Origin of the sequence: Zhenhengia sp. (assembly GCF_046966505.1) — a bacterium.
GTDB lineage: Bacteria > Bacillota > Clostridia > Lachnospirales > Cellulosilyticaceae > Zhenhengia > Zhenhengia yiwuensis.
This window is the reverse complement of sequence record NZ_JBKVCH010000002.1, coordinates 19,932-44,865: the sequence shown is the minus strand read 5'-3', so window position 1 is coordinate 44,865 and position 24,934 is coordinate 19,932. Positions and strand designations below refer to the sequence as shown.

General features: G+C 35.8%; 26 protein-coding genes and 1 riboswitch. Of the genes, 20 read left to right on the top strand and 6 right to left on the bottom strand.

Annotated elements, in window-relative coordinates:
• Positions 1–5 precede the first annotated feature (5 nt).
• From ACLTBU_RS02645 to ACLTBU_RS02580, 14 genes are all read left to right on the top strand, one after another.
• Positions 6–683: a response regulator transcription factor gene (locus ACLTBU_RS02645; RefSeq protein ID WP_412217398.1), complete on the top strand. Its 678-nt coding sequence runs from the start codon at positions 6–8 to the stop codon at positions 681–683.
• Positions 670–1,917, top strand: coding sequence for a sensor histidine kinase (locus ACLTBU_RS02640; protein ID WP_412217395.1), 1,248 nt, complete (start codon positions 670–672; stop codon positions 1,915–1,917). Before ACLTBU_RS02645 ends, ACLTBU_RS02640 begins: the two co-directional genes overlap by 14 nt.
• An 86-nt stretch (positions 1,918–2,003) precedes the next feature.
• A complete protein-coding gene (locus ACLTBU_RS02635; protein ID WP_412217393.1) occupies positions 2,004–2,417 on the top strand; it encodes an EamA family transporter in 414 nt (137 codons plus the stop codon).
• Positions 2,418–2,468: 51 nt separating this feature from the next.
• Positions 2,469–3,579, top strand: a protein-coding gene (prfB, locus tag ACLTBU_RS02630) for a peptide chain release factor 2 (RefSeq protein WP_177670894.1) whose coding sequence is annotated in 2 segments (ribosomal slippage) — positions 2,469–2,543 and positions 2,545–3,579 — 1,110 coding nt in all. Because the reading frame shifts where the segments join, the coding sequence is not laid out codon by codon here.
• Between the two features lie 160 nt (positions 3,580–3,739).
• Positions 3,740–4,183 carry an ACT domain-containing protein gene (locus ACLTBU_RS02625; RefSeq protein WP_177670896.1) on the top strand — a complete coding sequence of 148 codons (444 nt, stop codon included), beginning with the start codon at positions 3,740–3,742 and terminating at the stop codon, positions 4,181–4,183.
• Positions 4,184–4,199: 16 nt separating this feature from the next.
• On the top strand, positions 4,200–5,417 hold the full coding sequence (locus tag ACLTBU_RS02620) for a homoserine dehydrogenase (protein WP_177670898.1): 1,218 nt from the start codon (positions 4,200–4,202) through the stop codon (positions 5,415–5,417).
• 12 nt (positions 5,418–5,429) lie between these two features.
• A complete protein-coding gene (locus ACLTBU_RS02615) occupies positions 5,430–6,662 on the top strand; it encodes a cofactor-independent phosphoglycerate mutase (RefSeq protein ID WP_412217390.1) in 1,233 nt (410 codons plus the stop codon).
• 93 nt (positions 6,663–6,755) lie between these two features.
• Positions 6,756–7,964, top strand: coding sequence for an aspartate kinase (locus tag ACLTBU_RS02610; RefSeq protein WP_249333215.1), 1,209 nt, complete (start codon positions 6,756–6,758; stop codon positions 7,962–7,964).
• A 228-nt stretch (positions 7,965–8,192) separates the two neighbouring features.
• Entirely contained in the window at positions 8,193–8,813 is a 621-nt protein-coding gene (gene tmk / locus ACLTBU_RS02605) for a dTMP kinase (RefSeq protein WP_412217387.1), read from the top strand.
• 146 nt (positions 8,814–8,959) lie between these two features.
• Positions 8,960–9,307, top strand: a complete 348-nt coding sequence (locus ACLTBU_RS02600; protein WP_412217385.1) for a hypothetical protein — start codon at positions 8,960–8,962, stop codon at positions 9,305–9,307.
• 85 nt (positions 9,308–9,392) lie between these two features.
• Complete coding sequence (locus ACLTBU_RS02595) at positions 9,393–9,659, top strand: metal-sensing transcriptional repressor (protein ID WP_177670907.1); 267 nt, start codon at positions 9,393–9,395, stop codon at positions 9,657–9,659.
• Positions 9,660–9,685: 26 nt separating this feature from the next.
• Positions 9,686–12,109, top strand: coding sequence for a heavy metal translocating P-type ATPase (locus ACLTBU_RS02590; RefSeq protein WP_412217383.1), 2,424 nt, complete (start codon positions 9,686–9,688; stop codon positions 12,107–12,109).
• Positions 12,110–12,138: 29 nt separating this feature from the next.
• Entirely contained in the window at positions 12,139–12,348 is a 210-nt protein-coding gene (locus ACLTBU_RS02585) for a heavy-metal-associated domain-containing protein (RefSeq protein ID WP_177670909.1), read from the top strand.
• Between the two features lie 136 nt (positions 12,349–12,484).
• Positions 12,485–12,775 (top strand): cupin domain-containing protein, encoded by a 291-nt coding sequence (locus ACLTBU_RS02580; RefSeq protein ID WP_177670910.1) that lies wholly within the window; start codon positions 12,485–12,487, stop codon positions 12,773–12,775.
• A gap of 47 nt (positions 12,776–12,822) precedes the next feature.
• Here ACLTBU_RS02580 and ACLTBU_RS02575 read toward each other — a convergent pair whose 3' ends face one another.
• The 4 genes from ACLTBU_RS02575 to ACLTBU_RS02560 are packed head-to-tail and all read right to left on the bottom strand — an operon-like array spanning position 12,823 to position 17,638.
• On the bottom strand, positions 12,823–13,773 hold the full coding sequence (locus ACLTBU_RS02575) for an ABC transporter permease (RefSeq protein WP_320651328.1): 951 nt from the start codon (positions 13,771–13,773) through the stop codon (positions 12,823–12,825).
• A gap of 3 nt (positions 13,774–13,776) precedes the next feature.
• The gene (locus ACLTBU_RS02570) at positions 13,777–14,877 is read right to left on the bottom strand and encodes an ABC transporter permease (RefSeq protein WP_412217379.1); all 1,101 of its coding nucleotides are present in this window, start codon (positions 14,875–14,877) and stop codon (positions 13,777–13,779) included.
• Entirely contained in the window at positions 14,870–16,402 is a 1,533-nt protein-coding gene (locus tag ACLTBU_RS02565; protein ID WP_249333721.1) for an ABC transporter ATP-binding protein, read from the bottom strand. The genes ACLTBU_RS02570 and ACLTBU_RS02565 overlap by 8 nt, the downstream gene beginning before the upstream one ends.
• Positions 16,403–16,459: 57 nt before the next feature.
• Entirely contained in the window at positions 16,460–17,638 is a 1,179-nt protein-coding gene (locus tag ACLTBU_RS02560) for a BMP family lipoprotein (RefSeq protein ID WP_412217375.1), read from the bottom strand.
• Positions 17,639–17,886: 248 nt separating this feature from the next.
• Here ACLTBU_RS02560 and ACLTBU_RS02555 point away from each other — a divergent pair, with 248 nt between their 5' ends.
• Positions 17,887–20,025 carry a Tex family protein gene (locus tag ACLTBU_RS02555; protein WP_412217372.1) on the top strand — a complete coding sequence of 713 codons (2,139 nt, stop codon included), beginning with the start codon at positions 17,887–17,889 and terminating at the stop codon, positions 20,023–20,025.
• Between the two features lie 96 nt (positions 20,026–20,121).
• On the opposite strand, the gene ACLTBU_RS02550 is transcribed toward ACLTBU_RS02555, so the two are convergent.
• Positions 20,122–20,601, bottom strand: coding sequence for an N-acetyltransferase (locus tag ACLTBU_RS02550; RefSeq protein ID WP_337529039.1), 480 nt, complete (start codon positions 20,599–20,601; stop codon positions 20,122–20,124).
• Between the two features lie 182 nt (positions 20,602–20,783).
• Between ACLTBU_RS02550 and ACLTBU_RS02545 the strand changes: the two genes are divergently transcribed.
• Positions 20,784–21,107, top strand: a complete 324-nt coding sequence (locus ACLTBU_RS02545; RefSeq protein ID WP_412217370.1) for a phosphoribosyl-ATP pyrophosphohydrolase — start codon at positions 20,784–20,786, stop codon at positions 21,105–21,107.
• 280 nt (positions 21,108–21,387) lie between these two features.
• Positions 21,388–21,515, top strand: a riboswitch (FMN riboswitch).
• A 108-nt stretch (positions 21,516–21,623) separates the two neighbouring features.
• Positions 21,624–22,250, top strand: coding sequence for an ECF transporter S component (locus ACLTBU_RS02540; RefSeq protein ID WP_177670919.1), 627 nt, complete (start codon positions 21,624–21,626; stop codon positions 22,248–22,250).
• Positions 22,251–22,308: 58 nt separating this feature from the next.
• On the opposite strand, the gene rbr is transcribed toward ACLTBU_RS02540, so the two are convergent.
• On the bottom strand, positions 22,309–22,896 hold the full coding sequence (rbr, locus tag ACLTBU_RS02535; RefSeq protein WP_177670920.1) for a rubrerythrin: 588 nt from the start codon (positions 22,894–22,896) through the stop codon (positions 22,309–22,311).
• A 173-nt stretch (positions 22,897–23,069) separates the two neighbouring features.
• Here rbr and tsaE point away from each other — a divergent pair, with 173 nt between their 5' ends.
• Genes tsaE through rimI form a run of 3 tightly spaced genes read left to right on the top strand, consistent with a single transcriptional unit; the run spans position 23,070 to position 24,629 of the window.
• The gene (tsaE, locus tag ACLTBU_RS02530; protein ID WP_249333713.1) at positions 23,070–23,486 is read left to right on the top strand and encodes a tRNA (adenosine(37)-N6)-threonylcarbamoyltransferase complex ATPase subunit type 1 TsaE; all 417 of its coding nucleotides are present in this window, start codon (positions 23,070–23,072) and stop codon (positions 23,484–23,486) included.
• An 8-nt stretch (positions 23,487–23,494) separates the two neighbouring features.
• Positions 23,495–24,199, top strand: a complete 705-nt coding sequence (gene tsaB, locus ACLTBU_RS02525) for a tRNA (adenosine(37)-N6)-threonylcarbamoyltransferase complex dimerization subunit type 1 TsaB (protein WP_412217369.1) — start codon at positions 23,495–23,497, stop codon at positions 24,197–24,199.
• Entirely contained in the window at positions 24,189–24,629 is a 441-nt protein-coding gene (rimI, locus tag ACLTBU_RS02520; protein WP_249333711.1) for a ribosomal protein S18-alanine N-acetyltransferase, read from the top strand. The genes tsaB and rimI overlap by 11 nt, the downstream gene beginning before the upstream one ends.
• Positions 24,630–24,934 lie beyond the last annotated feature (305 nt).

Genomic DNA, 24,934 nt, shown 5'->3' with positions numbered 1-24,934 from the left:
GGCATATGATAAAGGTATTACTTGTAGAAGATCACATTAAGATTAGCCAAAATATAAAAACCTATTTAGAAGATGAATTTGAGGTAACGCCCGTTTATAGTGCAGAAGAAGCTAAGTTATATTTAGCAGCAGAAAGTTATGATTTAATCATCCTAGACTTAATGTTACCGGGAGAGGATGGTATGAGTGTTCTTAAGTATCTTGAGCAGAAGCAGATAACAGTAGGTGTTATTGTCCTAACAGCTAAAGAGGACCTTGGCGATAAGCTTAAGGCATTTAATTTAGGGGCACATGATTATGTAACGAAACCTTTCTTTATGGAAGAACTTAAGGCAAGGATGAATGTGGTACTAAAAGGGCTCGGGAAAATTACGAAGGCAAATCTGTTGACCTTTAAGGAGTTGACACTAGATACAAGCAAAAAGAGTGTAACCATAAAGGGAGAAATAGTTGAAATGAATGAAAAAAACTATCATCTTCTTGAGTATTTTTTACTTAATAAAGGTATTTTGCTGTTTAAGGAACAGATTTTTGATCGTATCTGTGGCTATCAAAGTGATGCATCAACAGATATTATAGAAGTGTATATGAGTAGGCTTAGAAAGGTGCTAAGTCCTTTTGGGTATGACCGTTATATTGTTACGAAAAGAGGAATGGGGTATATGCTAGATGAGACAAAGTGACCTTTTTATAAGGACGAAACGTAATATTATTCTAAGTACCTTAAGTATTGTACTTATTTGTCTTATAACCTTTATTCTAGTAACACAGTATTTTTATAAAAGTAGACTATTCGAGGGAGTAGATCAACAGCTACTCACTCACAAAAATATGATTTTGAATGAAGAGATTATCAAGAAGAAAGGGAAAAGTGAAGAGGTTATTATTCCTGCCCCTTTAACACCAGATTTGATTAGTTTTGTATGGAGAGGTAGTGAACTGGTTGATAAAAGTCCACATACTTATTTCGGAGAAGGGAATTATCCCGTTTTTCCTAAAGAGTATGAAGGTGGTCTTATTACATTAGAGAGTAAAGGATATACTTATAGAGCTGTAAGTTTTGAGAAGGAAGGCTTACGTATACAGCTTCTATTTAATGTAGATCCACAGATCCTCTCTGTTAAACAGCTAGAAAGAGCTAATGGCTTAAGCTTAATGGTACTTATAGGGATAACACTGGCACTTGCTTCTTACCTAGCGGCACTCGTTTTAAAGCCAGTTAAAAAAGCTTATAATGAGCAGGTTTATTTCGTACAGGATGCATCTCATGAAATGCGTACACCTCTTGCAGTGATAAAGGGGCAAGTAGAACTTATGACGGCGCATCCGCAGGATAGAATAGAAGAGCATTTTGAACAGTTTTCACAAATGATAGGGGAGATAAGAAGTTTAGAAAAGCTTAATAGAGATTTACTGTTACTTTCAAAAGAAGATATAGAAGGTAAAACTGTAGGAGAAGCTATAGAAGTTAAAAATTTTATAGGTGAGATTAGAGAGTTCTATACGGAACTTGCTGAACTGCAGAATAAGCATTTTATTGTAAAAGTGCCAGATAGTCCTGTTAATGTAAAGTGGGATTTGGAGAAGGTCAAAAGATGTTTAATCATTCTTTTAGAAAATGCATTTAAATATACAGATGAAGAAGACACTATTTTACTAGGAGTGACTAAAGTGAATAAAAGCATTGTTGTGCGAATCGAAGATAGTGGTATAGGCATTTCAAAAGAAGACCAAAAAAGATTATTTGACCGTTTCTTTAGAAGTAGTGATGTAAGGGCCCGTGGTATAGAAGGAAGTGGAATTGGTCTTAGTTTACTACAATCTTTAGCACATACACTAGGTATAAAAGTACAGGTACAATCCGCTTATGGTAAAGGAACTGTTTTTACCCTTGAAATTCCCCTAAAGATGAATTAAATAGAATAAAGATATTTATATAGAAAAAAGCTTATGCTAATATAATAAGAAGAGGGAAATTTATTAAGAAAGTAGGCCTTCTTATTATGTGGATGATTTATGGATTATTATCAGCTGTATTTGCAGCACTTACAAGTATTTTAGCAAAGATAGGAATGGACAATGTCAATTCTAATTTAGCAACAGCTATCCGTACTATGGTTGTTTTAGTGATGGCATGGATTGTAGTAGGTGTGACTAAAACAGCAGGAGGTATTACACAGTTAACAAGGACTAATTGGATTTTTCTTATCTTATCCGGGGTTGCAACAGGTGCATCTTGGCTATTCTATTATAAGGCGATTCAAATAGGTGAGGTATCAAAAGTTGTACCTCTTGATAAATTAAGTATTGTTTTTGTATTTATTTTTTCGGTTACAGTACTTAAAGAACCTCTTTCTATCAAAACTTTAATAGGAACAGGACTTATTACACTTGGCACGCTTGTACTTGTTTTATAAGCTGCATGAGAAATAGATAATAAGATATAAAGAAACAAAAGGAGTGATATTGTGTTAGAACTAGATCAACTAAGGCTATCTTTAGAGCCGTATAATGCAAAATTAATGGAAATGGGGAACTCTCTTTGACATTGCTAAACATAAAGAAGATATAGCAGAGTTAGAAGAAATTTCAGCATCAGCAGAATTTTGGAGTGATATGGAGCACGCTCAGAAAGTGCTTCAGAAGCTTAAAGGATATAAGGAAACGGTAGAAAAGTACGAAAAACTTTGCACAAGCTATGAAGATGTTATGACACTTATTGAAATGGCTAATGAAGAAGAAGACGCAGAGCTAGCTGAAGAAGCGCAAAGTGAAGCAACTGACTTTATGAATGGCTATGAAGAAATGAGAATTGCTACATTACTTGATGGTGATTATGATACAAATAATGCTATCTTATCACTACATGCCGGTGCAGGTGGTACAGAAGCTTGTGACTGGGTAAGTATGCTTTACCGTATGTATACAAGATGGGCAGATAAAAAAGGTTTTAAAGTACAGCTTTTAGATTACTTAGAAGGTGATGAAGCAGGGGTTAAGTCTGTAACGATTCAAATTAACGGTGAAAATGTCTATGGTTACCTTAAAGCAGAAAAGGGTATTCACCGCCTTGTACGTATTTCACCATTTGATTCATCTGGTAGACGTCATACATCCTTCGCATCTTGTGATGTTATCCCAGAGATTACAGATGAGATAGAAATTGAAATTAAAACAGAAGATTTACGTATTGATACTTACCGTGCTACAGGTGCTGGTGGGCAGCATATCAATACAACAGATTCAGCTGTTCGTATTACACACTTACCAACAGGTGTAGTTGTTCAGTGTCAAAATGAGCGTTCTCAGATTCAGAACCGTGAAAAAGCTATGCAAATGCTTAAAGCTAAGCTTTTTGAAAAACAAGAAGAAGAGCGTATGGCGACACTTGAAGGTATCCGTGGCGAAAAGAAAGATATCGGTTGGGGAAGTCAAATTCGTTCTTATGTATTCCATCCTTATAATATGGTTAAAGACCATCGTACAAGTGAAGAGACAGGAAATACTGGAGCTGTAATGGATGGTGACATCGACCGTTTTATGAATGCATATCTTGTTTGGATTCATCAAAGAGATTGATCTTAGGCATCTAAAAATTCTCCGTAAGTAAGGATTTATCTTATTATGGAGAATTTTTTGCGTGTGTAAATAAGTAAAATATATTGAAAAAACTAGACTATTATGCTATAGTCTTTATATTAAAAACAAATGTTCACCATATGCGAACAAGGAGAATACAATGAAACAAAACAAGCAGTTTTACATTATTGATAAAGAGGTTTTACCTGAAGTATTTTTAAAAGTAATGGAAGTTAAAAACTTACTTGAAACAGAGAAAATGTTAACTGTTCAAGAAGCTACTGAAAGGGTAGGGATTAGCAGAAGTTCTTTTTATAAATATAAAGATTCTATTATGCCTTTTTATGAAAAAGGTAGGGGGCAGACCATTACCATTCTCATTAAATTAAAGGATGAAGCAGGTAGATTATCTGATTTATTAAATGACATTGCAGATTTGGGGGCTAATGTATTAACCATTAATCAGATGATTCCTATGAATGGTATCGCACTTATTAATATTTGTATGCAAACTCAAAAGATGAAAATAGGCGAAGGGGAACTTATTGAGCGTTTACAAGGAGTAAAAGGCGTTCAAAGTGTAAAACTATTAGCAAGGGAATAATAAGGAGGAGTAATAAATGAAAATAGCAGTTTTAGGGTATGGTACAGTTGGATCAGGTGTAGTAGAGGTATTAATGACTAATGCAGAAAGTATTGCCAAAAAAGCAGCTACACCACTTGATGTGAAATATATTTTAGATTTAAGAGATTTCGACGAGAGTCCGTTTAAAGAAAAATTTGTAAAAGATATTAATTTGATTTTAAACGATGAAGAAGTTGATATTATAGCTGAAGCTATGGGAGGGATACACCCTGCATATGATTTTGTAAGAGGTGCCTTAGAAAAAGGCAAGAGTGTTGTCACTTCTAATAAAGAACTTGTAGCAGCATATGGGCCAGAACTTTTAGAGATAGCAAAAGAAAATCATTGTAATTTCCTATTTGAAGCCAGTGTAGGCGGCGGCATCCCTATTATTAGACCTCTCAATAGCGCACTTACTGCTGATGAGATTTATGAAATCACAGGTATATTAAATGGTACAACTAACTTTATTTTAACTAAGATGAAGGTAGAGGGCAGAACTTTTGAAGATGTGCTTAAAGAAGCACAGGAACTAGGTTATGCAGAGAAAAATCCAGAAGCTGATGTAGAAGGACATGATGCATGCCGTAAGATAGCCATTTTAGCTTCACTAGCATTAGGTGAATACGTAGATTATAAAGATATTGATACACAAGGTATTACAAAGATAAAAAAAGAAGATATGGAATATGCAAGTCATATGGGCTATAGTATTAAACTTCTTGCAAGCTGCAAAAGAGAAGCAGAGGGCATTTATGCAAGTGTTAAACCAATGATGATTCCAAATCATCATCCATTAGCACCTGTAAGTGATGTATTCAATGCAGTACTTGTAAAAGGCAATATGGTTGGGGATGTAATGTTTTATGGAAGAGGTGCAGGTAAGCTCCCGACAGCCAGCGCTGTTGTAGCAGATATTATAGATGCTGCAAAACATAAAGATACCAATATTATGTGCTTTTGGAGTAGAGAAAAGCTAGAGATCCAGAGTAATGAAAATGAGCATGCTCAGTATTTTGTAAGACTAAAGGGGGAGCCGATCTACATTAAAGCCATAGTAGAAGAAGTTTTTAAAGATACACAATCTGTAGCTGCGCTTGCTCCAAATGAATACGCCTTTATTACTGCATGTGAAACACTAAAGTCTTTACAAGAAAAGCTAGGTCAGCTTAAAGATGTAGAGGTAATGAGTAAAATTTGTATAAAGAAATAGAGGTTAGATAAAATGAAATATGTTGTGGTATTGGCTGATGGAATGGCTGATGAAAGGTCAGCAGAATTAGGTCATAAATCACCAATGGAATATGCACATACACCTTATATGGATGCCCTAGCACCATATAGTGAAGTGGGACTTGTAAATACCATACCGGAGGGGTGTGCTAGAGGAAGTGATACAGCTAATTTAGCTGTATTAGGGTATAATCCTCAAAAGTATAACTTTGGGCGTAGTCCATTAGAGGCTTTAAGTATGGGGGTTCAATTAAAAGAGAGTGATGTAACCTTTAGAATGAATCTAGTGACTTTAAGTGAAGAAGCATGTTACGAAGAGAAGAAAATCTTAGATTACAGTAGCGATGAAATTACAACTGAAGAAGCAAGTATACTTATTAAAGTTGTACAAGAAGCTTTTGGAGACCGAGTAAAGTCTTTTTATCCAGGAATGAGTTATAGACATCTTTTAGTATGGGAAAAGGGCAGTACAAACGTTCAGCTTACACCTCCTCATGATATTTTAGGGCAGATCATTGGTCATTATAAACCAGAGGGAGACCACGGCAGCGAAATCTGGGCGATGATGAAAGCAAGTTATAACCTGCTTAATCATCACCCTATTAATGAGAAACGAAGAGATAGAGGGCTTAAGCCAGCTAATAGTATTTGGATTTGGGGGGAAGGAAGGAAGCCACATCTACCTGAGTTTAATAAAAAGTATGGGGTACAAGGAGCTGTCATTTCAGCAGTAGATCTTATAAAAGGTATTGGCTTAGGAGCAGGGATGCGTTCTATTGATGTAGAAGGTGCTACAGGAAATGTGCATACTAATTATAAAGGGAAGGCAGATGCTGCTATTAAAGCCTTATTAGAAGAAGGATGTGACTTTATTTATGTTCATCTAGAAGGACCTGATGAATGTGGGCATCGTGGGGAAATGGACAATAAGATTTTAGCCATTGAGCAGATTGATAGTAAAATTATTGGACCTATTATTCAGGCATTAGAAAGTGCTGGCGAGGATTATAAACTTTTAGTTTTACCGGACCATCCTACACCAGTTAGATTAAGAACACATACAGGAGAACCTGTTCCTTATATGATTTATAATTCAACATGTAAGCCAATAAAAAGTGATAAAAAGCTTTACAATGAGACTTATGCCAAGGAAGAGGGAAGCTTTATAAACAATGGTTATGAATTAATGAGACATTTTTTGAAAGAAAATAATATATTAGTATAAAAAATTCTGCAGAACACATTGTTTTTTGTTTAACAAGGGTATATAATGGGGTAACTCGAAATGAGATTATACCCATGTGAAGGAGGAGATTACGTGTTAATCGTACAAAAATTCGGTGGTAGCTCTGTGGCAAATACGGAAAGAATCTTTAACGTAGCACAAAGGATTGCTGAAACTTATAAAGAAGGAAATGAAGTCGTTGTTGTACTTTCAGCCCAAGGGGATACAACAGATGATTTAATTGCTAAAGCTAAGGAAATTAGTAGTAAGCCTACTAAGAGAGAGATGGATATGCTGCTTTCAACAGGAGAACAACAATCTGTAGCTTTAATGGCTATGGCTTTATCAGAACTTGGTCTTCCAGCTATCTCACTTAATGCTTATCAAGTAGGTATGATGACTACATCAGCTTATATGAATGCACGTCTTAAAAAGATTAAACCAGACCGTATTAGACGTGAGTTAGATAGAAAAAATATTGTACTTGTAACGGGATTCCAAGGGATGAACCGTTTTGATGATATTACGACACTTGGTCGCGGTGGCTCTGATACAACGGCAGTAGCGATTGCAGCAGCATTACATGCAGATAAATGTGAGATTTATACAGACGTAGAAGGCGTTTATACAGCAGACCCTCGTATTGTAAAAAGTGCAAGAAAAATGGATGAGATTACTTATGATGAGATGTTAGAACTGGCATCTCTTGGAGCACGTGTACTTCATAACCGTTCAGTGGAACTTGCTAAAAAGTACAATGTAGAGTTAGTAGTAAGATCAAGTTTAAGTAGAGCAGAAGGAACAGTTGTTAAGGAGGTTTGTAAAATGGAAAGAATGTTAATCAGTGGTGTAGCAGGGGATAATGAAATTGCACGTGTATCTCTTATTGGAATAGAGGATACACCAGGTAAAGCTTTTGATATCTTCGCGACACTTGCAAAAAAAGGCATAAATGTAGATATTATTCTTCAATCAATTGGTCGTGATGGCATGAAAGATATCTCTTTTACAGTAGCGGAAACAGCACTTGCTGATGTAAAAGAAATTGTTGCTACACATATGGATAGATGGGGACTTACAGATGTAGATTATAATGAAAACTTAGCTAAAGTATCTGTTGTAGGTGCTGGCATGGTAGCTAATGCAGGGGTTGCTTCAAAAATGTTCGAAGCAATGTATGATTCAAATATTAATATACATATGATTTCAACATCTGAAATTAAAATTTCTATCCTTATTGATAAAAAAGATATGCATAAAGCAATGAATGCAATTCATGATGCTTTTCAACTTGTAGATTAAGAGGTTAGCAGCAGGCAGTGGGAAAAAGGAAAGTACAAGACTATTCCTTTATCCACTGTCTTATTTTTTTACTAAGATTTTATTAAAAGTATAGCGTTTCCCATATAAAGGTTGTAGATTAAATTTGCGGATTACAGGGAGTTGTCTTATAATAGGCAGAGAAGTTCTACTTGGGAATAGAGTAGAAGAAATAGATGATAAGTGGATGAACTAGAGGAGGACCTAAGTGTGGCAAAAGGTATATTTATAGCATTAGAAGGTGGGGAAGCTACTGGTAAAACAACTACAGCTAAAGTAGTAAAAGAAAGACTTGAAGCTTTGGGATATGAAGTAGTTGTAACAAGAGAACCAGGAGGCATTCCTTCAGCAGAAGCAATTAGAGAAAATATCATGAATTTCCCTGTGGATGCAAGAACGGAGTTGTTACTTTATCTTTCTGCAAGAAGAGAACATTTAGTAAGCAAAGTTATCCCAGCATTGGAAGCAGGAAAAATTGTGATTACAGATAGATTTTATATTAGTTCCCTTGTCTATCAAGGTTATGCAAGAGGAATTGGTATAGATACAGTGCGAGAGCTTAATGATTTTGTATGTAATGGTGTGTACCCAGATTTAAACATTATTATAGATATACCTGTTGAAGTGAGTATGGACAGAAAACAAGGCGTAGATGATATTAACCGTTTAGATCTAGAAGGCTATGAGTTCCACAAAAAAGTGGAAGAGGCTTATAGAATGATTCACGCAGAAGGAAAAGACAATACCCTTATGTTAGATGGTACAAAAGATATGGATACGATGATAGATGAAGTTTTCTCTGTCGTTAAGGGGAAAATAGATAGAGCATAATAAAAGACTACTTTGTGACCTGCGCGCATCTTACAGACCATATCATACACTAGGGAGCTTGGAAGTAGTGCAGTATGTATTGTAGCAGGAATTCATATTGCCAATGCATTAAGTCATAGTTTCTTCTCTAAGGAGGATTAGTTCAGATGGCTGCTCAGCTTGAAGGCCATCCAGATAATACGATGCCTGCCATACTTGGAGGTATGACTATGGGTGCTATGAATGACAAAGATATGAAAAAGATTCTTAACCAGGCTAAAGTATGTAGGAAAAAGGGAACTTTTTTTAGTGGAGCAGGTCCTACCTTGACTGTTGTAGTACGTAATGTAGTCTCCTTCAGAAGAGAGAGGGTGGACTTTTTAGCAGGTATGAACATAACTGGCAAGTACAAATGCCCCAGGCAGACTAAGGTGGTGCTAAAGTCTGGATTGATGAAGAACTTAAAGATTAGAAAAATAAAAGGCTATTTGCTTGGATATTTAAAATGTTTATAGCAAATAGTCTTTTTTGTTGACAAAAAATAAAAGGTATTTTAATATAAAGACACACCCCCGGTGGGGGAGGGTAGGAGGCGAGGATATGAACGAAGAAAGAAAAAAAGCACTACAAGCCTTAAAGACAGCTAAAGGTCAGACAGAAGGCATTATTAAAATGATAGAAGATGAGCGTTACTGTATGGATATATCTAATCAAATGTTAGCCGTGCAGTCACTCTTAAAAAAAGCAAACTTATTAATTCTTAAAAATCATCTTAATCACTGTGTGAAAGAAGCTTGCCATACAGAAAATGCAGATGAAAAAATTGATGAGATTATCAGTATTTTTGAGAAGATGATGAACAAATAATAAAAGAAAAGAAAGGAAGGGGTTAAATGAAAGATACATTTAAAATAGAAGGTATGACCTGTTCTGCTTGTGCAAATAGAGTAGAGCGGGCAACAAAAAAATTAGAAGGTGTAGAAGAAGCAAGTGTTAACTTTGCTACAGAAACGCTTATGATTAAGTATGACGAGTCAAAACTTAGTAAAGAGCAGATAGAGCAGACTGTGGAAAAAGCAGGGTATAAGGTACATAAAAATACCAAGCAATATACTTTCAATATAGAAGGAATGACTTGCTCAGCCTGTGCAACACGTGTCGAGAAGATGACAAGTAAATTAGAAGGTGTAGAAAGATCCAGCGTTAATTTTGCAACTGAGAAGTTAACGATTACAATAGATGAAGATAAGGTAAGTCCCACTCAAATTAAAAATGCAGTAGAAAAAGCTGGTTATAAAGTGGCAGAAGGAAAAGTGCAGGAGGAGAAAGAGGAAAAAGATCCAAGTAAGGCACTTTTAAAACGTTTTATCTTCTCTTTAATTTTTGCCGTACCATTACTAATTATCAGTATGGGGCATATGGTGGGGATGCCTCTTCCAGAAATTATAGATCCAATGGCAAACGGTTTAAATTTTGCACTTATTCAGTTAGTACTTACAGTGCCAGTTATGCTTATTGGCTATAAGTTCTACGCAGTAGGGCTTAAAAATTTAGTTAAACTTAGTCCTAATATGGATTCGCTTATTGCTGTAGGAACCCTTGCAGCTTTTGTATACGGTCTATTTGCTATTTATAAGATAGCAGGTGGGGACCATGAGTATGCTATGCATCTTTATTTCGAATCTGCAGCAGTTATTTTAGTTTTAATTACACTAGGTAAATATTTAGAAGCTGTATCAAAAGGCAAAACCTCACAGGCTATTAAAAAGCTTATGGGACTTGCTCCAAAAACAGCTACTGTTATTCGCAATAATCAAGAGGTCATTGTACCACTTGAAGAAGTTGTAGTAGGCGATATTATTATTGTTAAACCAGGTGAAAAATTACCTGTAGATGGTGAAGTAGTAGAAGGAATAACTTCTGTAGATGAATCTATGCTTACAGGAGAAAGTATTCCAGTCGAGAAATTTCCAGGCAGCCCTGTTATTGGTGCAAGTATTAATAAGACAGGGCTTATACGTTATAGAGCAACAAAAGTAGGTAAAGATACTGCTCTTGCACAAATTGTTAAGTTAGTAGAAGATGCGCAAGGTTCAAAAGCACCGATTGCTAAACTTGCAGACGTCATTTCTTCTTACTTTGTACCTGTTGTGATTGGGCTTGCTATTCTTGCTACACTTGCTTGGCTTATAGCAGGTGAAAGCATTGTATTTGCTCTAACCATTTTTATTTCAGTTTTAGTTATTGCATGTCCTTGTGCCCTAGGCCTTGCTACACCAACAGCTATTATGGTTGGCACGGGAAAAGGTGCTGAACATGGTGTACTGATCAAGGGCGGAGAAGCTCTTGAGACAACTTATAAGATTAATACTATTGTATTTGATAAAACAGGAACAATTACAGAAGGTAAACCTAGAGTAACAGATGTTATAACCCATGATATGAGTAAGGAAGAAGTCCTTATACTAGCAGCAAGTGCTGAGAAAGGTTCAGAGCATCCACTAGGAGAAGCCATTGTAAGAGAAGCACAGGAGAAGGGCTTAGCCTTTAAAAATATTGAAAGTTTTAATGCGATTCCAGGTCATGGAATTGAGGTTACAATAGATGGGCAGCAAGTTTTATTAGGTAATAAAAAACTTATGGTAGAAAGACAAATTCCTATCAGTCATCTTGAGAATGTTTCAGATCAGCTTGCAGCTGAAGGGAAGACACCAATGTATATTGCGACACAAGGTATTTTAAGAGGAATTATTGCTGTAGCAGATACTGTAAAACCAAGCAGTAAGCAAGCTATTAAAACACTTCAAGAGATGGGCATTGAAGTGGCTATGATTACAGGTGATAATAGAAAAACAGCAGAAGCTATTGCAAAACAGGTAGGCATTGACTTAGTACTTGCTGAAGTGTTACCAGAAGATAAGGCAAATGAAGTGAAAAAGCTCCAAAGTGCTTCTAGAAAAGTAGCTATGGTAGGTGATGGGATCAATGATGCACCAGCACTTGCACAGGCAGATATAGGGATTGCTATTGGTTCAGGTACAGATGTAGCCATTGAATCAGCAGATATTGTTCTTATGAGAAGTGATCTTATGGATGTACCAACTGCCATTAAGTTAAGTAAAGCGACAATTAGAAATATTAAACAGAATCTTTTCTGGGCCTTTGCTTATAATGTGTTAGGTATTCCAGTAGCGATGGGGATTCTTCACATATTTGGTGGTCCACTTATGAATCCTATGATTGCAGCAGCAGCTATGAGCTTTAGCTCTGTATCTGTATTACTCAATGCATTAAGACTAAGAAGATTTAAAGCATAAAATATTAATAATAAAGGAGTGTAGAAGATATGAAAAAGAAAATAATGATTGAAGGCATGAGCTGTGGACATTGTGTAAAACATGTACAAGAAGCCTTAGAAGGTTTAAATGATGTAAGCTCTGTAGAAGTTAACCTTGCAGAAAAATATGCAGTAGTAGAAACAACTGTAGAAGATAGCCAGTTACAAGAAGCTATTGATGATGCAGGTTATGATGTAATAAGTATAGAAAATCTATAAAATAAGAATTTAAATCAAGGAGCTTAATGAAATGAATACAAATGAGATCATTTACCTCATAAAACATGTACTTCCAAATGGAATCATATCCATTAAGCTACCAGAAGTTTAATTGGGGAGTAGAGATAGTATATCATTGGGCCCTAAGACTGAAATGCTTTATGCAAAAGATCTACTTACAGTTACAGAGAGTCCAAGTATGGGCTGTAGTGTAATGGAGATGAATAATTCAACTTATCATTTTGAACTTAACCATGATGAAGTAAATTATATAATTGAAGGAAGTTTAACAATTATTACAGCTGGTAGAAGTAGGACTATAAGAGCTGGAGAGGTGTGTTTTATACCTAAAGGTTCAAAAGGGTCTTATGTTGCAGAAAAAAATGTTAGATTCTTATCAGTAAGTTATGCTGAGAAATGGGAATAAAAAAAGGTGTAGGGCAATTACCCTACACCTTTTTTATATTACAACATTTATCTTTCAGAGTGGCTAAATGGCTCACCTGAAGCTTTAGGGGCTTGTGAAGACTTAGAAAATACGACTAAAGCAATAAGTGTCATAATGTATGGGAATATTTTAAGGCATACAGGTGGAATAGCTTGAAGCTGTGGCAGTACATCAGATACATTAGAAATAGTCCAAGCTGTACCAAAAAATAAGGTTGCCGCCAAGATAGCGAGAGGGCGCCATTGACCAAAAATAAGTGCAGCAAGCGCTAAGAAGCCAAATCCTCCAACTGTACCATTGAATTCACCTGCAAAGGTAACTAAGTAAATGGCACCACCCAGACTGCCAAGCGCTCCAGAGATAATAACACCAATATAGCGCATCTTATATACATTAATCCCTGCTGCATCTGATGCATGAGGATTTTCGCCACAAGAACGAAGGCGAAGGCCAAAACGTGTTTTGTAAAGGAGATAGCAAGTAAATAAGATAATGATTAAGGCCACCCATGTCGTGATATAAGTATTCTTAAAGAATAGATCCCCTATAATTGGAATTTGAGAGAGTACAGGCATATCAAATTTAGTAAAGCCTTGTACACGGATTGTACCACTTCCTGTAATGTTACGTGCTAAGAAAAGTGTAAGTGAACCAGCCATCATATTAATAGCAGTACCGCTAATAACTTGGTTAGCAGATAGGTTAATACTTGCAAAAGCATGGAGGAGTGAGAAAATACCACCTACTATAAGTGATACAAGTAATCCAAGCCAAACGGCTAAGTTGCTTCCAGGGAAGAATTTCTCTACGCTGACAATGGTAAGCGCGCAGGAGAAAGAACCAATAATCATAAAACCATCTAAACCGATATTAATAACGCCACTGCGTTCACAGTAGAGAGCTCCAAGAGCCGTAATTAATAGAGGAATGGTTAAGGCAATGGCGTAAGGAAAGATTTGAACAAGCGTTTCCCACATAATCTACTCATCCTCCTTCTGAGTTTCTAATTGATTATTTGTTTTAACATCTAAGCGCTTTTCATGACGTTTTTTAATGATGCGGTCAAGCCAGCTTTCTATAAGGACGCTAGTTGCTGCAAAGTAGATAATGGTTGCTATGATTGTATCTGCAATTTCAGGTGGGATTTTAGTAGCTGCTGTCATAAAGCCACGACCTGAATAAAGAAGACCAAAGAAGAGGGCTGCAAGAAGTGAGCCAATAGGGGTATTAGCCCCTAGAAGAGCAACAGCAATACCATCAAAACCTTGAGATGGGATGACACCTAACTGGATACAGTTAGCATTACCAGCATATTGAACTACGCCAGCAAGACCAGCAAGGCCACCAGCAATCATCATAGAAAGAATAATATTTTTATTAACAGAAATCCCTGCATATTCAGCAGCATAACGGTTAAACCCTACAGATTTAAGTTGGTAGCCAAATGTAGTTTTGTTAAGAATAAATGCACTGATGATAACAGCTAGAAGCGCAATAAAAATACCTAGGTTAATATAGGAGCCTTGGAATAAGTTGGAGATCCAGTTTGCATGAAGGGTAGCATTTGGGGTAAGAAGCTTGGACTCAGTTTCCATAGTTCCTGTGAAACGTGCTTTAACAGCATAGTAAACAACCCAGTTAGCAATCCAGTTCATCATAATAGAAGAAACAACTTCATGTACATTGAACTTAGCTTTTAAAAGTCCAGGTACAATCCCCCATACAGCACCACCAAGCATACCTGTAATGACCATAATAGGTACAAGGATAAATGCTGGTAGAGTAGGGAAAGTAAGACCTATAGCTGTTGCACAAAAACCACCAAAGAGCATTTGTCCAGGGGCACCAATATTAAAGAGGCCTGTTCTAAAGGCAAAGGCTACAGAAAGACCTGTTAGAATAAGAGGTGTAGCGGTTGCAATAGTATTACCTACGCGTTCTACACTTTTAAGACCACCTTGTACAAGGTAGATAAAACCAGAAATAGGGTTATGGCCTGTAACCATCATAAATAATGTTCCAACAAGAAGGCCTAGAAAGATAGAAATGAGAGAAACGATAAGCTTCTTATATCTATGCATGTTTTACATCTCCTTTCACACCAGCCATCATAAGACCAATTTCATTTTCGTTTGTATCCTGAGCATCTACTGTGCCAATGCGTTCACCATTATTAATAACAACAATACGGTCAGATACATTAAGAATCTCATCAAGCTCTAAGGAAACAAGGAGTACGGCTTTACCTTTATCGCGTTGATCAATAAGACGTTTATGAATATATTCAATAGAACCAACATCAAGGCCTCGGGTAGGCTGAACAGCAATAAGTAAGTCAGGATTAAGTTCAATCTCACGCCCAATAATAGCTTTTTGCTGATTACCACCAGATAAAGAGCGAGCAAGTGTACTGCAACCTTGTCCGGCACGTACGTCAAAGGCATCTACAATTTTCTGAGCATATTTGCTGATGGCATCATAATTAAGTAAGCCATTTTTAGCAAAAGGTGCTTTATTAAAGCGTTCTAGAATCATATTTTCTTCAACAGTATAGTCTAGGACAAGACCGCGCTTTTGACGGTCTTCAGGAATATGAGCTATACCACTTTCAATGCGTTTATGAATAGGAAGATGTGTAATATCTCGCTTACGAATAAAGATCTTGCCACTTTCTGATTTACGTAGTCCAGTAATGGCTTCGACAAGTTCAGTCTGACCATTCCCTTCAACACCAGCAATTCCTACAATTTCACCAGCTCGTACTTCTACAGAGAAGTTTTTAAGACCAAGTACCTTTTTATTATTTAAAACAGATAAATTTTCTACTTTTAAGATGGTTTCACCAGGTGTAGCATCAACTTTATCGACCTTAAAGGAGACGTTACGCCCTACCATCATCTTAGCCATTTCAGCTTCACTTGTTTCTTTTACATTAACTGTACCTATGTATTTACCACGACGAATAACGGTGCAGCGGTCTGCTACAGCTTTAATCTCTTTTAGTTTATGGGTAATAATAATGATCGATTTACCTTCTTTAATAAGACCACGCATAATCTCCATTAAATCTTCAATCTCTTGAGGAGTTAAAACAGCAGTAGGTTCATCAAAGATCAGAATATCAGCGTTACGATAAAGCATTTTCATAATTTCTACTCTTTGCTGCATACCAACAGAGATATCTTCAATCTTTGCGTAAGGATCAATATTAAGGCCATACTTTTCTGAAAGCTGTGCAACTCTTTTAGCAGCCTTTTCAATATCGAGGATAAGTCCTCCGCATTTTTTAGGTTCAATTCCAAGAATGATGTTTTCGGTCGTCGTAAAGTTATGTACTAATTTAAAGTGTTGGTGCACCATGCCTATACCAAGAGCTGTTGCAACGTTAGGATTAGTAATTTTGACTTCTTTACCATTTAGTTTAATAGAACCTCTATCTGGCTGATACATACCAAAAAGCATACTCATAAGTGTAGATTTTCCCGCACCGTTTTCACCAAGTAGTGCATGGATTTCTCCTTGTGCAAGTTGGAGTGTAATATTGTCATTTGCAACGATTCCAGGAAATTCTTTGCGTATACCTAGCATTTCAATAACATAATCCATAGTTTACCTCCTTTGGTAGTATTCAAAAAAAAGGCGGTAAAACCGCCTTTTCATTTACTATTTAATAAGACCTTCACCGTTATCAGCAACTGTGATTTTACCATCTTTCATTTGTTGTACAACGTCGGCAACAGTTTTAATTGTTTCATCACTTAAGTTTGGATTTTCTACAGGAATACCAACACCATCAGTTGTAATATCAAATGTTAATGTTTGACCACCTGGGAACTCGCCATTAAGTTCAGCTTGAATCATATCATATGAAGCGTTATCGATACGTTTAACAGCTGATGTTAAAATACAAGATTTAGTATTGTCAGCGTCATAGAAACCTTCGGCATATTGGTCTGTATCTACACCAATAATCCAAGCTTCTTTACCTTGTTTGTTACGTTCTACACCTTCTTTGATTGCACCAACACCAACACCACCAGCAGCACAGAAGATAGCTTTTACACCTTTATCAAACATTTGAGCTGCAAGTTGTTGACCAGCGGGTACATTATCAAATGAGCCTTGGTATACAACGTTTGATTCTTCAATTGTCATATTTGTACCAAGGTTAGTGTTTGCATAAGCTACACCTTGTTGGAAGCCCCAGTTGAATTTTTGTACAGCAGGAATTTCCATACCACCGATGAAGCCTAATGCACCTTCTTTAAGTTCTAAAGCAGTAGCAACACCCGCAACAAAACCTGATTGATGTTCTGCAAAGTAAATTGCAACAGTATTATCTTTTACATCATAAGCATTATCACCGCTATGTGGTGCACCATCAAGAATAACGAATTTTGCATCTTCATATTTTGTTTGTGATTTGTAGATAGCAGTTTCAAATTTGTAACCAGGAGTTACAATGAATTTATAGCCTGTATCATAGAGATTACCAATTTCTTTTAAGTAGTCAGCTTCAGTTTGACCAGCTGGTTTAAGGTAATTTGTTTGGATACCAAGTTCTTCACCAGCACGTAGGATACCCTCCCATGTGCCTTGATTGAATGATTTGTCATCAATTGTACCAGCATCTGTAACCATACCGACTTTTAAATCGCTAGCACTTGGTTTAGCTGCTTCTTCTGTTGATGTTTTCTTTTCTTCTGGAGCTTCTTTCTCTTCAGTAGGGTTACTTTCCTCTGTGGTAGGAGTACCATTTTCAGCAGGAGTAGCTGAACAACCAGCCAGTGAGAATGTAGCCATTACGCCACATAACAGTAAAGCTAAAAATTTCTTTTTCATGATTTCACCTCAACACCCTTTTTAATAGATTATATGTAGAATAAACAAGCGTTAGAAGATAAAGTTATGTAAAAGTATATTGTTTGTTCAAATGAATAATATATCATTAAATTAATTAATTTTGAATTTTGGATTTTATTTATGTAAAATTGTAATTTTAATTACAAAATATGGGAATGACTTTGAATTTTAAATTTATTTATGATACTATACTGTATAAAGTGAGTAAGGGAACAAAGGAGAAAAAAATGGATATTATTAAGATCTTACAAGAAGAACTACAAATTAAGCGTAGCCAAGTTGAAAATACAATAGGGCTTATAGAAGAAGGGAATACTATACCATTTATTGCAAGATATCGTAAGGAAGTAACGGGGGGACTTAATGATGAAGTGCTTCGTAAATTCCATGAGCGTTATACGTATCTTCAAAATTTAGAAGCAAGAAAAGAGCAAGTTATTCGACTTATTGAGGAGCAAGGTAAACTTACTGAGGAACTTAAAAAGCAAATAGAAACAGCTACTGCAGCAACAGAAGTGGAAGACTTATACCTTCCTTATAAAGCTAAGAAACGTACCCGAGCAACTATTGCTAAAGAAAAAGGATTAGAGCCTTTAGCACAGCTTATTAAAGCGCAGGAAACGGCAAATATAGAAGAGGTAGCAGCTGAGTATATTAACGAAGAAAAAGGTGTGAGTACAGGACAAGAGGCACTTCAAGGTGCAAGTGATATTTTAGCAGAAGGCATTAGTGAAGAAGCCAACTTTAGAAGTGCTATTCGTAAAGTAACTTTTAATGAAGGTATGATTGTCACTAAAGTGAAAGATGCTGAAAAAGATGAAAAAGAAGTTTTTAAAATGTACTATGACTACACTGAAAAAATTAAGTCTATGCCAGGCCATAGAATACTTGCTATGAATCGTGGGGAAAGTGAAAAGATTATTACTGTAAAAGTAGAAGCGCCTATAGAGAAAATCTTGCTCTATTTAAATAAGCAAATAATTAAAGAGGATAGCCCTGTAAGAGAGTATTTAACGGCTACTCTAGAAGATAGTTATAAACGACTTATTGCGCCAGCTATTGAAAGAGATATTCGTAATGAGCTTTCACTTAAGGCAGAAGATGGTGCCCTTGAAGTATTTAACAAGAATCTCTATCAACTTTTAATGGGGGCACCTATTAAGGGGCATACTGTAATGGGAATTGACCCAGCTTTCCGTACGGGTTGTAAAATTGCAGTTATCGATGCCACAGGTAAGAAATTAGATAATACAGTTATTTACCCAACAGCGCCTCAAAATAAAACAGAAGAAGCTAAGAAAGTACTGAAAGCACTAATTGAGAAATATGATATCGATCTTCTTTCTATTGGAAATGGAACAGCTTCTAGGGAAACAGAAAAATTTGTAGCAGATATGCTTAGAGAAATTCCAAAAACTATTCATTATGTCATTGTAAATGAAGCAGGTGCTTCTGTGTACTCTGCTTCGAAGCTTGCTACAGAAGAATTCCCTAATGATGATGTAGGTGTAAGAAGTGCAGTATCCATTGCAAGACGTCTTCAAGATCCACTTGCTGAACTTGTAAAAATTGATCCTAAGTCTATTGGGGTAGGTCAGTATCAACATGATATGAACCAAAAGCGTCTTGAAGAGAATTTAAGTGGTGTAGTAGAGAAATCTGTTAATGAGGTTGGGGTGGATCTTAATACAGCATCTTCTTCTTTACTTCAATATGTAGCAGGTATTAAGAAAACAGTTGCTAATAATATTATTGCCTATAGAGAAGCAAATGGCAGATTCCTCACACGTAAAGAACTTCTTAAAGTAAAAGGTTTAGGACCAAAGGTATTTGAACAATGTGCCGGTTTCTTACGTGTACCAGAAAGTAAAGAGTTCTTGGATGGTACTGCCGTTCACCCAGAGTCCTATAAAATTGCAGGTCAGGTACTTGAAGCATTAGGGTATACGCCAGCAGATTTAAATCAAGGAGGGCTCAAAGGACTTAGCAAAAAGGCAGGGGATCTAGGTCAATTAGCAAGTAAGCTAGGAATAGGTGAGATGACACTTGAAGATATTATTAAAGAACTTGAAAAACCAGGCCGTGACCCACGTGAGGACATGCCAAAGCCAATTCTGCATAGTGATGTCTTAGATTTAGAAGACTTAAAAGAAGGTATGAAGCTTAAAGGAACTGTTAGAAATATTGTAGACTTTGGTGCATTTGTAGATATTGGTGTTCACCAAGATGGACTTGTTCATGTATCTCAAATGTCTGAGAAATTTATTAAACATCCGCTAGAAGTTGTAAAAGTAGGAGATATTGTAGATGTAACTGTTATGAGTGTTAATGTACAGACTAGAAAAATAAGCTTGACTATGAAATAGTATAAGGCAAACTTGTTAATTAAAAAGAAAAAAGAGTGCTACTAAAAACTAAATGAGTTTAGTGGCACTCTTTTTATATTTTATTTCTTAGGGGTATTATAAATCAAGTTCAAGACGGCGGTTGCGTGTACGCATACCGAGTGCAGTATAGAATTCTAAGGCATCCTTATTAAATTCCCATACAGTGAGTTGAATAGACTCAGCTCCATGTCCTTTAGCATAGTTTGCAATAGTATCAAAAAGAAGTTTGCCTGCACCTTGTCTTTTATAAGTCGATTTAATACAAAAATCATTGACATAAGCAGCGTACGTTGGTACTAAGATGGATAAAGAAGGTGAAGACATGAGCTTAAGAGAGCTATAGCCTATTACTTCGTGAGAGGAAGAATCTTCGACTACAAATATTTTAAGTTGATCCTGCATAAGCATGGCATGATAATGCTCTTTTGTAAGAGGTGTATCGACTTTGGCATAAACATCAGGTCTATAGTTACAATGTAAGTTATGAACTTCTATAATAAGATTATTAATAGCAGAGTAATCCTCATATGTAGCTTCTCTTATTTGAAATGACATTATTATTCCTCCCTTTTGTAAAAAAATGGTACAAAATAATTCTAACAGTAATAAAAAATTCTGTCAATTAAAAAGAGGATAAGCATTTTTGTTTAGATTAGGTTATTGACTTTCATAGAAGAGATTCGTATAAACAGTGTATAGCCAACATAATTATAAAAGGATAAAAGAGGTAAAGTAGAATGAAAATATATAATAAACTTGTAAGAGACCGCATTCTAGAAATGATAGAAGCAGATCATAAAAATTGTATTACAAGAAAAGTAGAAGGACATGAACTAAGAAACTTATTAGAAGAAAAGATGATAGAGGAATTTAATGAGTACTTAGAAGATCGAAACCTAGAGGAACTTGCTGATATGCTTGAAGTTCTTATAGGACTTGCAAAGTACCATGGTTATACAGAAGAAGAGCTTATGCATATAAGAATGAAGAAATATCAAGAACGTGGTGGTTTTGAAGAGGGCGTGTTGTTAGAATCCGTAACTATAAAAAAAGAATCTTGATAAGGCAAAGGTCGATGTAGAGTAATAATAAAGTTCCATTCAATTTAATTTCATCCTTATATGCTTAGGTCAATTAAAAATGTAAATACTCCTATTAAGGGAGAGAATGATGAAATTCTTTAAGAAATTTTTAGCAATGCTTTTATAGCATTTGAAAGAATTGGTGGTATTAGGGTTTATTGCAAAAGAGCACACAAAATAAAATGGTACAGGGAACCCTCTTGCAATCCCATACAAATTGGATTATAATGGGGGCATAAAAATTAAATAAAAAAGTTACTTAATTCTTCAGGGCAGGGTGAAATTCCCGACCGGCGGTGATAGTCCGCGACTACATGCTTTTTAAGTATGTACTGATTTGGTGAAATTCCAAAACCGACAGTAAAGTCTGGATGGTAGAAGAGTTGCATGAGCATAGATTTATTGAAATTTTGATAAAGTATGCAATGATTATACAAAAAAACGGCAACCCTAAGAATAATTGGGTTGCTTTTTTATTGTTTAGGAGGATGCTTTATGCAAAATGAAAACAAATTATTATCTACACAAAATCTTATTAAAATAGCCTTTTTAAGTGCTATTGCAGCGATTTTAATGCAATGGGGAATTAAACTTCCAGCTATTTTCCCAAGCTTTTTAGAGATTGACTTTAGTGAAATGCCAGCTTTAATAGCTATTTTAACAGTGCATCCACTTGCAGGTATTGTGGTTGTCATTCTTAAAAATGTATTAAAAGCATTATTATTTGGATCAAGTTCAGGATATGTAGGTGAACTTGCTAACTTACTTATTTCAATTGGTTACATATTACCACTTACTTTCATGATAAGAAAAGGTAAAGATATGAAGACTGTAACAATTGGAATTATAGCAGGTATTGGTGGTTTAGCATTAATGGGAGCTGTAGTTAATTACTTTATCACTATTCCACTTTATGCAAAAATCTTTATGCCAATGGAAACTATTATTGAAATGGGGCATGCTATTATCCCAGCGGTTAATGATAAATTCACATTAATTTTATTATCTATTACACCATTTAATATTGTAAAAGGAATAATTGTAGCTATTGCTAGTGTAGCTTTTCTTAAAGCTATACAGCCAGCACTTAAATACTTAATGCCTAAGAAAAAAGCAGCATAATAAAGATAGAGTAGTAAAATAAAAAAGACTAGTAGAGTTGCCGCTACTAGTCTTTTTTTTATAGCCAAGGCTGTGTAACGACTTTGAAATAGCCTTGTTCATGAAGGCAGTTTGGACAGAATTTAGGGGCAGTAGTTCCTAAATGTACATAGCCACAGTGTTCACATTTATAATAAACTTTCTCAGATTTTTTAAAGAGTGTTTCTTTCGCAAGTTCATTTGCAAAATGGTTGAAACGCTCTTCATGGAGTTTTTCAATCTCAGCAATCAGGGTGAAGTTATTGGCAATATCAATAAAGCCTTCACGTTTTGCTACATCAGCAAAATGAGGATAGACATTAGTATATTCATCATGCTCACCTGATGCAGCATCTTTGAGATTAAAAAGTGTATCTTTAATACCCGTAGGATATTCTGCATTAACAGGAATAGAAGCCTGACCTAGCCTATTACTTAAGTGTTTAAAGAAAATATTGGCATGTGCCAGTTCATTATGTGCTGTTTCATTAAATACATTATGAATTTCTATAAGACCTTCCTTATGTGCTACTTTAGCATAGAGGGAATAACGTGTACGTGCTTGTGACTCACCCGCAAAGGCACGCATAAGATTAAGACAAGTTTCAGATGAAGCAAAATCAGACATTTAGGGCTCACTCCTTTTATGACAATATTCTCAGTATGCGTGATTAAGGGAAAATTATGCATAAAGTGAAAGGACTTTTGTCATACTTTAAAGACAAAGGACAGGGAAAGAGTTGAAACTTGAAACAAACAGTATTACAATAATTCTGAATGACTAAGAGAAAGGAAACACCTATGGAATTTATCAGTTTATCAGAACAAGAAACTTTTAATAAAGGTTATGAAATAGCAAGTAAGGCAAAAAAAGGCGATATTTATTGTCTTATTGGAGATTTAGGTGTAGGCAAAACGGTTTTCTCAAAAGGTTTTGCAAAAGGGCTAGGTATTGATGAACATATTACAAGTCCTACATTTACAATAGTACAGGAATATGATGGCAATATGCCACTTTACCATTTTGATATGTATCGTATTGAAGATCCAGATGAATTAGAAATGATTGGTTATGAAGACTACTTCTTTGGAGAAGGGGTATGCCTTGTAGAATGGGCGAATAACGTACCAGAGGCTATTCCAAGTGCGGCAAAATGGATTACAATAGAAAAAGATTTAGAGCAAGGCTTTGATTATAGAAAAATTACAATGAAATAGGTGAGACAATGAATATATTAGCAATAGATGCATCAGGTCTTTCAGGCAGTGTTGCCTATATAAGCGATTATAAATTAGTAGGTGAATATTATATTTGTCATAAGCTGACACACTCTCAAACAATTATGCCAATGCTTGAGCATTTAAGAAGTATGATAGGGTTAGATTTAGAACAGGTAGATGCAGTAGCTGTGACAAGTGGACCAGGCTCTTTTACAGGTATTCGTATTGGAGTAGCTACAGCTAAAGCTATGGCCCTTGCTCTTGGTGTACCAATCATTGGTATTCCAACTTTAGATGTTATGGCAAACAATATGACTTTTACAGATAAGCTTATTTGTCCAATTATGGATGCAAGAAGAAATCAAGTTTACACAAGTCTTTATAGATGGAAAGAGAATACATTGCAAAGGGTAGAAGAGCATTTAGCTATTTCTATTGATGAGCTTCTAGAAAAGGTTGCTGGAGAAGAAGTAATCTTCTTAGGTGATGGTGTAGATGTAATGCGTAGTAAGATTACAGAGCAGATGGGAAATAAGGCTCATTTTGCTCCAAGCTTCCTTCATATGCAAAGAGCAAGTGTACTTGCGCATCTTGCATGTCAGGCTTATGAATGTGGTGAAATGGAAAATGCAGATGACTTTGTGCCAATGTATCTTAGAAAGAGCCAAGCAGAAAGAGAACTTGAGGAGAGAGAAAAAGGTGCAAATTAGAATTGCTACACTAGAAGACTTAGAAGGTATTCATCAAGTGGAAAGTGTATCATTTAATGATCCTTGGTCTAAACAATCTTTTAGTGATGAACTAAACAATCCAATGACTACTTATCTAGTAGCCGAACAAGATAAGGATATACTAGGCTTTGTAGGAATGTGGGAAGTGGTAGGAGAAGGTCAGATTACCAATGTTGCTGTGCATACAAAGGCACGTAAAAGAGGTATAGGGAAAGCACTTATAGAAGCTCTTGTTGATTATAGTAAATCAAGAAAATTAGAAGTACTTCTTTTAGAAGTCAGAGAAAGTAATGAGCCAGCAAAATCACTTTATAGTTTAAATGGATTTAAAGAGATTGGAAAACGCAAAAATTATTATACTAAACCCACAGAAGATGCTCTTCTTATGGCATTAGCATTAGAAGAATAAAAAGGAAAAAAGCTAGCACAAAGTCACTCCCCCCTTAATATGGTGGCCTCGCGCTAGCTTTTTTTATGTGGCAATATACTTAGTATAAAGGATACATCAGATAGAAGCAAATCCTTATGCACTTATGTAAAGAAATGCTATCTTTGCAAAAGCGCTGCCACTACGACTCATGCAAAGTGGTATAAGTCAACTTGCATAAAAATTAGAGGGGGGAGCTAACCTTAATACAAAGTGACTTATAATAAAGGAAGAAAAACTGCCTAGGATTTGTTTTGCCTCCTTATAATATATATACGGACAAGTCG

What these genes read in the sequence shown, in the direction of transcription:
- ACLTBU_RS02645 (WP_412217398.1), top strand. Translation starts at nt 6, where the DNA reads ATGATAAAGGTATTACTTGTAGAAGATCACATTAAGATTAGCCAAAAT.
- ACLTBU_RS02640 (WP_412217395.1), top strand. Translation starts at nt 670, where the DNA reads ATGAGACAAAGTGACCTTTTTATAAGGACGAAACGTAATATTATTCTA.
- ACLTBU_RS02635 (WP_412217393.1), top strand. Translation starts at nt 2,004, where the DNA reads ATGTGGATGATTTATGGATTATTATCAGCTGTATTTGCAGCACTTACA.
- ACLTBU_RS02625 (WP_177670896.1), top strand. Translation starts at nt 3,740, where the DNA reads ATGAAACAAAACAAGCAGTTTTACATTATTGATAAAGAGGTTTTACCT.
- ACLTBU_RS02620 (WP_177670898.1), top strand. Translation starts at nt 4,200, where the DNA reads ATGAAAATAGCAGTTTTAGGGTATGGTACAGTTGGATCAGGTGTAGTA.
- ACLTBU_RS02615 (WP_412217390.1), top strand. Translation starts at nt 5,430, where the DNA reads ATGAAATATGTTGTGGTATTGGCTGATGGAATGGCTGATGAAAGGTCA.
- ACLTBU_RS02600 (WP_412217385.1), top strand. Translation starts at nt 8,960, where the DNA reads ATGGCTGCTCAGCTTGAAGGCCATCCAGATAATACGATGCCTGCCATA.
- ACLTBU_RS02595 (WP_177670907.1), top strand. Translation starts at nt 9,393, where the DNA reads ATGAACGAAGAAAGAAAAAAAGCACTACAAGCCTTAAAGACAGCTAAA.
- ACLTBU_RS02590 (WP_412217383.1), top strand. Translation starts at nt 9,686, where the DNA reads ATGAAAGATACATTTAAAATAGAAGGTATGACCTGTTCTGCTTGTGCA.
- ACLTBU_RS02585 (WP_177670909.1), top strand. Translation starts at nt 12,139, where the DNA reads ATGAAAAAGAAAATAATGATTGAAGGCATGAGCTGTGGACATTGTGTA.
- ACLTBU_RS02575 (WP_320651328.1), bottom strand. Translation starts at nt 13,773, where the DNA reads ATGTGGGAAACGCTTGTTCAAATCTTTCCTTACGCCATTGCCTTAACC.
- ACLTBU_RS02570 (WP_412217379.1), bottom strand. Translation starts at nt 14,877, where the DNA reads ATGCATAGATATAAGAAGCTTATCGTTTCTCTCATTTCTATCTTTCTA.
- ACLTBU_RS02565 (WP_249333721.1), bottom strand. Translation starts at nt 16,402, where the DNA reads ATGGATTATGTTATTGAAATGCTAGGTATACGCAAAGAATTTCCTGGA.
- ACLTBU_RS02560 (WP_412217375.1), bottom strand. Translation starts at nt 17,638, where the DNA reads ATGAAAAAGAAATTTTTAGCTTTACTGTTATGTGGCGTAATGGCTACA.
- ACLTBU_RS02555 (WP_412217372.1), top strand. Translation starts at nt 17,887, where the DNA reads ATGGATATTATTAAGATCTTACAAGAAGAACTACAAATTAAGCGTAGC.
- ACLTBU_RS02550 (WP_337529039.1), bottom strand. Translation starts at nt 20,601, where the DNA reads ATGTCATTTCAAATAAGAGAAGCTACATATGAGGATTACTCTGCTATT.
- ACLTBU_RS02545 (WP_412217370.1), top strand. Translation starts at nt 20,784, where the DNA reads ATGAAAATATATAATAAACTTGTAAGAGACCGCATTCTAGAAATGATA.
- ACLTBU_RS02540 (WP_177670919.1), top strand. Translation starts at nt 21,624, where the DNA reads ATGCAAAATGAAAACAAATTATTATCTACACAAAATCTTATTAAAATA.
- rbr (WP_177670920.1), bottom strand. Translation starts at nt 22,896, where the DNA reads ATGTCTGATTTTGCTTCATCTGAAACTTGTCTTAATCTTATGCGTGCC.
- tsaE (WP_249333713.1), top strand. Translation starts at nt 23,070, where the DNA reads ATGGAATTTATCAGTTTATCAGAACAAGAAACTTTTAATAAAGGTTAT.
- tsaB (WP_412217369.1), top strand. Translation starts at nt 23,495, where the DNA reads ATGAATATATTAGCAATAGATGCATCAGGTCTTTCAGGCAGTGTTGCC.